Raw genomic sequence first — 6,070 nt, 5'->3', positions numbered from 1 at the left:
GATGTAAATGCAGTATCCTGCGGGAATAGAGGGAAGCGGGAGACCCCACAGGCGGTAACGCCAAGGAGGCACCCGTCCCTCCCCGCGAGAAAGAAAAGTGCCTGCAGCGGAAATCAACGGGCAAACTTACAAGGCTAAAACAACAATATATGCAAAAACAGCCTAGAAGCAAAAGCTCAATATGGGAATTCAATAGGAACGAGGAATCAAATCAACTTTTTTAGATGAAAGGAGGGATTTGCATGAGAATTGATAAAATGCTAGCCAACCTAGGCTATGGCAGTCGAAAGGATGTAAAGAAGCTTTTAAAGGATGGGGCTGTTGAGGTAAATGATCAAAAGGTAAAGGACCCAAAACAGCATGTCGATCCAGAGAAGGATGTTGTCACAATAAACGGTGAAAAGGTCGAATATAAGGAATTTATTTATTTAATGCTAAACAAGCCACAAGGTGTGATATCGGCTACAGAGGATTCCCAGCATGAAACCGTTTTGGATTTATTGGCAATGGAGGACCTCGTCTTCTCTCCGTTTCCTGTCGGCAGGCTTGATAAAGATACTGAAGGGCTGCTGCTGTTAACGAACGATGGTCAGCTTGCACACCGATTATTGTCACCAAAAAAGCATGTCCCGAAAACGTATTTTGCGGTGATTAATAGTGAAGTGACAGAGGAGGACGTTGTTGCCTTTAAGAAAGGCGTTATCCTAGACGATGGTTACGAAACAAAACCAGGAGAGCTCAAAATTGTTAAATCAGGGCTGACATCAGATATTGAACTGACCATCACTGAAGGGAAATTCCATCAAGTCAAAAGAATGTTTGAGGCAGTCGGGAAACGAGTCATTTATTTACAAAGGCTTTCGATGGGGCCGCTCAGTCTGGATGAAACGCTTGAGCTTGGAGAGTATAGGGAATTAACCAATGAGGAAATAAAAAAATTAATGGAATATGAAGCCAAATAAAAATCGCCTCTACCGGCGATTTTATTTATTTAGTTAATGTTACGAAAACAAGACTCTTTATTACGATGACATCTTCACTTTCTTTTGCGTTGTCGTCCATTTGCCGCGACTTGGACTCGTTACTAAATCATTATAAACAAGAACATTTAAATCTCTTTGAATGGTGCGAGGAGTAATCCCAAATTCCTCTACAAGCTCCTGAGTTGTTACAGTTCCGCGCTTATTAATAAACATGTAGACGGATTTGATACGGTTTAACATCCGGTTAGTTGAAGGTTTCAAAAAAAACCACTCCCTATCCTTTTTTCAAACCAATGGCATTTATCTGCAACAGACAGCTTTATTGAAGGAACATATCCTTCAAGCATTTGTAGTTTTATTTGCCCCAGCCAACTCCTTTGCAAATTTCCGGTGATTATTCTAGATGTCAATATCTTTATATACATTGTAACCATATTTTTTGATGATTTCTACTTTATTGATAAATTTACAAAATATTTATAAACCTTCTCTCCTTTTCTTACGTCTTTTAATTTTAATTTATGGTACCCCATGCTTGTTTTATGTTTGGAATACTCAAAATAGGGGAAAAAGGGTATTAATCCCTGTATCCAATTATTTCTATTCATTCTATAATCAAATATGGTTTTTTTAAAAGATAGCTTGAAAGGAATGAAGGTTTTTGCAGGAACAATCACTTCGGGAGCAGTTGGTTCATCCGAAAGAGAATATTTATTTTGCTTTTGTCGTTTTATTTAGTATTTTAGCGTATATCTTTCTAGCTTTTTCTATGTTTGGTATCATTTTAATCCTTACCTTAATTATTTTATCGGTTGTGTTACATGGAATTATGATGGGTGGGATAAGACGCAACGGGGTTAAAATAAGTGAGAACCAGTTTCAGGATCTATATGAAAAGGCAGGAATGACAGCAAAGGATATGGGACTTGCTGTTATGCCTGATATTTATGTAATTGAATCAGAAGGTGTTTTAAACGCTTTTGCCACCCGATTTTTCAAAAAAAATATGGTTGTGCTTTATTCGGGGATTTTTGAATTAATTGAGAGAGGTGCGGAGAAGGAGGTAATGTTTGTACTCGCTCATGAATTCGCCCATTTAAAAAGAAAGCATGTCATGATTAGCTTCCTGCTATTACCGGCTATGTGGGTTCCTTTTCTGGGGAATGCCTATTTAAGAGCTTGTGAATATACTTGTGATCGCTATGCAGCCTTTTATATTGAATCCTTTGAAGCGGCAAAGGATGCGTTAACGATGCTGGCAATTGGAAAAGAATTGTATCCGAAGGTCAATCAGCAGGCATATATGGAGCAGCTTCAAAACGAACATGGTTTCTTTGTGTGGTTAAATGAAAAATTATCGACGCATCCACATCTGCCGAAAAGAATTTATGCTTTATCGCGATTTTTCTCGAAGGATGCTACAGAAGAGATGCAAGAACCAATGAGAAGGGTATGGCTCGGTCTTTTCGGTGCCATACTTGCAGCAACAGTCTTGTCTGCAGGATTATGGGTTGGATTTAAGGCAATCGAAAAATTGGATTTTTGGACTGAAATGGCATTAGGAATCGAAGGCGCCACGCCACTAATGACTGCGGCAAGTGAAAATGATGTGGAAATGATACATTCGCTTCTTGAAGACGGTGCTGATCTGGACGAACAGGATGCGGAGGGCTCAACCGCACTCCATTGGGCCGTATATAACGGAAATGCTGAGGCTACTGAGCTTTTGCTTGAAAAAGGAGCAAACCCAAATTTAGTTGATAGCTACAATACTAGTCTTCTCATGAATGCCGTATTTAGTGGCGATATTCGCATATTGAAACTGCTTTTAAAATATGGAGCTGATCCCACTTTCAAAGATTCAGAGGGTTATACAGCCTATGACTATGCAGTAGAATATGAAAATGAAGAATTAATCAAATTGCTTGAACAATAAAAGTGGAACTGCTCTTCATACGGAGAGCAGTTTTTTTGTTTAGGTTTTTCGATGTTGCAATTAAGTTTGTATTATGGGAAGAATGGCTTAGAATCTTTTTTAAATAAATCGAACGAAATCATTATATCTTACCAATATAGAGTATAAGAAATAAGGGGGTGAAAGGAATGGACAATAAAAACGAATATAATCAAATCATTGAACTAATTTTATCAGGTAATAAACAGGCATACGGTGAACTTTATGAAAAGACAATCCAAGATGTCTATAAAAACGTTCACTTTCTTATAGAGGAAAAAGCTGATGTCGATGATTTGGTTCAGGAAGTTTACATCCAAGTGTATAAATCTCTGAGAAAGTATGATCGAAATCGCCCATTTAAGTCTTGGTTAATAGGAATTGTGATCAAACAAATCCAAGCATATCGGCGAAAAAGGTGGATGTTTTTACGGATTGTAAAAAAGGCTGAAGAATACGTGCAAGTGACGGAAATGGACTTTTCTACTGATGTCATTGATAGAATGACAAACCAACAACTCGTACATTTAGTAAATGATTTGCCTTTCAAACTGAAACAAGTCATTATTCTTCGCTACTTAAATGATCATTCTCAAGAGGAAGTAGCTAAAATCTTAGAGATTCCTATTGGAACGGTTAAGTCAAGAATTAATGCAGCCTTAACAAAGTTGCGTGCTAAGGAGCAGAATGGAAAAATACTTTTAGAGAAAGTAGGGAATGTATAATGAATTTTGATCAAAGATTAAGGGAGTCTTTACAGGAAAAAGGAAAAGAACTAATACCGTCTCCAGCATTAAAAGTAAAAGTGATGAGTAGTATCACAAATCGAAGAGGACTAATAAAAAAACGTTTAGTTACAAGTTCGTTAATTGCATTATTGGTCATCCCGACGAGTGCATTTGCTTATCAATCCTTTATCGCAGATGAAATATATGGTTCATTCGACAATCTAAAAAAACATATCTCAAATGCAACAATGGAGGGGTACTTACTTTTAAGTGCGAAATTGTCACAAGCGAAAGGTGAATTAGGAAAAGAAGACTATGAGCAATTCAAAGAACTATTAAATGTAGTGACAAGTGCTAAAATCGAATATGCAGACCAATATGGAAATATTGATTATGATAAAGTCCCACCAGAAAAAGTAGCTGAAATTGAGAAGGGCTTAATGGAAATACAACCATATTTTGATCGGTTAAATGGGCAAAAATCGAGTAAGGAAGTGTTAACTTCTGAGGAATATAAGCAGTATATTGAATTTTTGATGACTTACGAAAAAGTAATTGTTCAAAGTGAACTAAATCCAAGTGAAGGATCCATAGAAGTAGAAATGATCCTTCCACATCTTCAAGCAGAATTTTTACAAGCAAGAAATTTTATTAGTTATGTAAATGATAAGCAAAACCAATAAAACAACAATATATGCGAAAACAGCCAAAATTAAAAATAGCTCCAATTTCAAAAAATCAGGAAACGATCAATTCCTGATTTTTTGTATTGAAAGATAAACCGAGCAACTATTAAAGGCATTACATGCTGATCATAAATTGGTTTCCTTATGAAAGGTTTAATTGATATAATTTATTTAAAATGAACGAAACAAAGGGAAATGCAGTTTTTTAATAGTGTACATATTTAGGGATTTTCAAAAATCATAAGGAGGAATTGTAATGAATACAATTAATTGGCAAAAAGAAGTTGAAAAAAGAAAGGAAACACTAATCGATGATACGAAAAAACTGCTGCAAATAAAAAGTGTACTTGATGAAGAGAATGCTACTGCAGATGCACCGTTAGGAAAAGGCATAAAGGATGCATTGGATTTTATGCTTCAGCTTGGTGAGGCAGATGGGTTTACAGCAAAGAATGTGGGAAATTTGGCAGGGCATTTAGAGTTTGGGAAAGGTGAAGAGATTGTCGGGATTCTTTGCCATGTCGATGTTGTGCCGGAAGGAGACGGATGGTCTAGCGATCCATTTGGTGCAGAAATTCGTGATGGGAAAATTTTTGCAAGAGGGGCGATCGATGATAAAGGTCCGACGATGGCTGCTTACTATGCGATGAAGATTGTTAAGGAATTGGAACTACCTCTTAATAAACGTGTTCGTATGATTATTGGGACAGATGAGGAAAGCAATTGGCGCTGTGTTGATCATTATTTTAAGCATGAAGAAATGCCAGCAATGGGGTTTGCGCCAGATGCGGACTTTCCGATTATTTATGCTGAAAAAGGCATTTCGGATTTTGATCTTGTACAAATGACAAACAGTCATAATGAAGAAGAGGATCCTCAGGTTAAAGTCATCTCTTTCCAATCAGGCAGAAGATATAATATGGTTCCCGATTTTGCAAAGGCTTCCCTTGTCGTGCAACTAGAACCAACAGAAATCATTCAGAAGTATGCTGATTTTCTGAAGCAGCATGAATTAACCGGAAAATATTATATGGATAATGGGGAGCTTATTCTAGAAGCAGAGGGAATTTCCGCTCACGGAATGGAACCTAATAATGGAAAAAATGCAGGCTTGTATATGGCGAATTTTTTATCACTTTTAAAAATTGATTCGAAAGCAAGTCAGTATTTTCAATTTGTAACCCGATATTTCTCTGAAGATTCGAGAGGAAAGAAGCTAGGGATTGCCTTTTCCGATGATATTACTGGTGACTTAACGATCAATGTTGGGAAACTTTCTTATTCAAAGGAAATAGGCGGCCGTCTTGGTCTGAATGTACGCTATCCTGTAACGAATAATATGGATGAAACAAAGCAAAGCTTAGAAAAATTACTAATGGATGAGTTTTTTGCCATTGAGAATTTCTCTGACTCTAAGCCGCATCATGTTGATGAAGGTGATTTTCTAATTCAGACTCTTAAAAAGGTTTATGAACAGCAAACAGGTGAGAAGGCAGAACTGCTTTCAATCGGCGGCGGGACTTATGCCCGCTCATTAAGTTCAGGCGTGGCATTTGGAGCTTTATTCCCGGGGAGAGAGGATATTGCCCATCAAAAGGATGAATACATGTATATCGAGGACCTTTTAAGAGCAACGGCTATATACGCACAGGCGATTTTTGAACTTGCTAAATAAGAGAAAAATCTGAAAAAATTGCTGCAAATAATCTAAGATACAGC

At 37.1% G+C, this 6,070-nt stretch carries 6 protein-coding genes; 5 read left to right on the top strand and 1 reads right to left on the bottom strand.

Annotated elements, in window-relative coordinates:
- The first annotated feature begins 242 nt into the window (after nt 1–242).
- Nucleotides 243–962, top strand: coding sequence for a pseudouridine synthase (locus BGM26_RS12425; RefSeq protein WP_217040124.1), 720 nt, complete (start codon nt 243–245; stop codon nt 960–962).
- 60 nt (nt 963–1,022) lie between these two features.
- Here BGM26_RS12425 and BGM26_RS12420 read toward each other — a convergent pair whose 3' ends face one another.
- Nucleotides 1,023–1,244: a DeoR family transcriptional regulator gene (locus BGM26_RS12420; protein WP_217040123.1), complete on the bottom strand. Its 222-nt coding sequence runs from the start codon at nt 1,242–1,244 to the stop codon at nt 1,023–1,025.
- Nucleotides 1,245–1,644: 400 nt separating this feature from the next.
- Between BGM26_RS12420 and BGM26_RS12415 the strand changes: the two genes are divergently transcribed.
- The 4 genes from BGM26_RS12415 (at nt 1,645) to pepV (ending at nt 6,026) form a co-directional block, all read left to right on the top strand.
- The gene (locus BGM26_RS12415) at nt 1,645–2,919 is read left to right on the top strand and encodes a M48 family metallopeptidase (RefSeq protein ID WP_217040122.1); all 1,275 of its coding nucleotides are present in this window, start codon (nt 1,645–1,647) and stop codon (nt 2,917–2,919) included.
- Between the two features lie 167 nt (nt 2,920–3,086).
- A complete protein-coding gene (locus BGM26_RS12410) occupies nt 3,087–3,662 on the top strand; it encodes a sigma-70 family RNA polymerase sigma factor (RefSeq protein ID WP_217040121.1) in 576 nt (191 codons plus the stop codon).
- Nucleotides 3,662–4,348, top strand: a complete 687-nt coding sequence (locus BGM26_RS12405) for a DUF3600 domain-containing protein (RefSeq protein WP_217040120.1) — start codon at nt 3,662–3,664, stop codon at nt 4,346–4,348. The genes BGM26_RS12410 and BGM26_RS12405 overlap by 1 nt, the downstream gene beginning before the upstream one ends.
- 259 nt (nt 4,349–4,607) lie before the next feature.
- Complete coding sequence (pepV, locus tag BGM26_RS12400; RefSeq protein WP_217040119.1) at nt 4,608–6,026, top strand: dipeptidase PepV; 1,419 nt, start codon at nt 4,608–4,610, stop codon at nt 6,024–6,026.
- Nucleotides 6,027–6,070 lie beyond the last annotated feature (44 nt).

Origin of the sequence: Bacillus sp. FJAT-29790 (genome assembly GCF_019039215.1) — a bacterium.
Taxonomy (GTDB): Bacteria; Bacillota; Bacilli; order Bacillales; family Cytobacillaceae; genus Cytobacillus.
The sequence above is the reverse complement of the archived record's forward strand: the minus strand, read 5'-3'. Positions and strand labels throughout refer to the sequence as shown.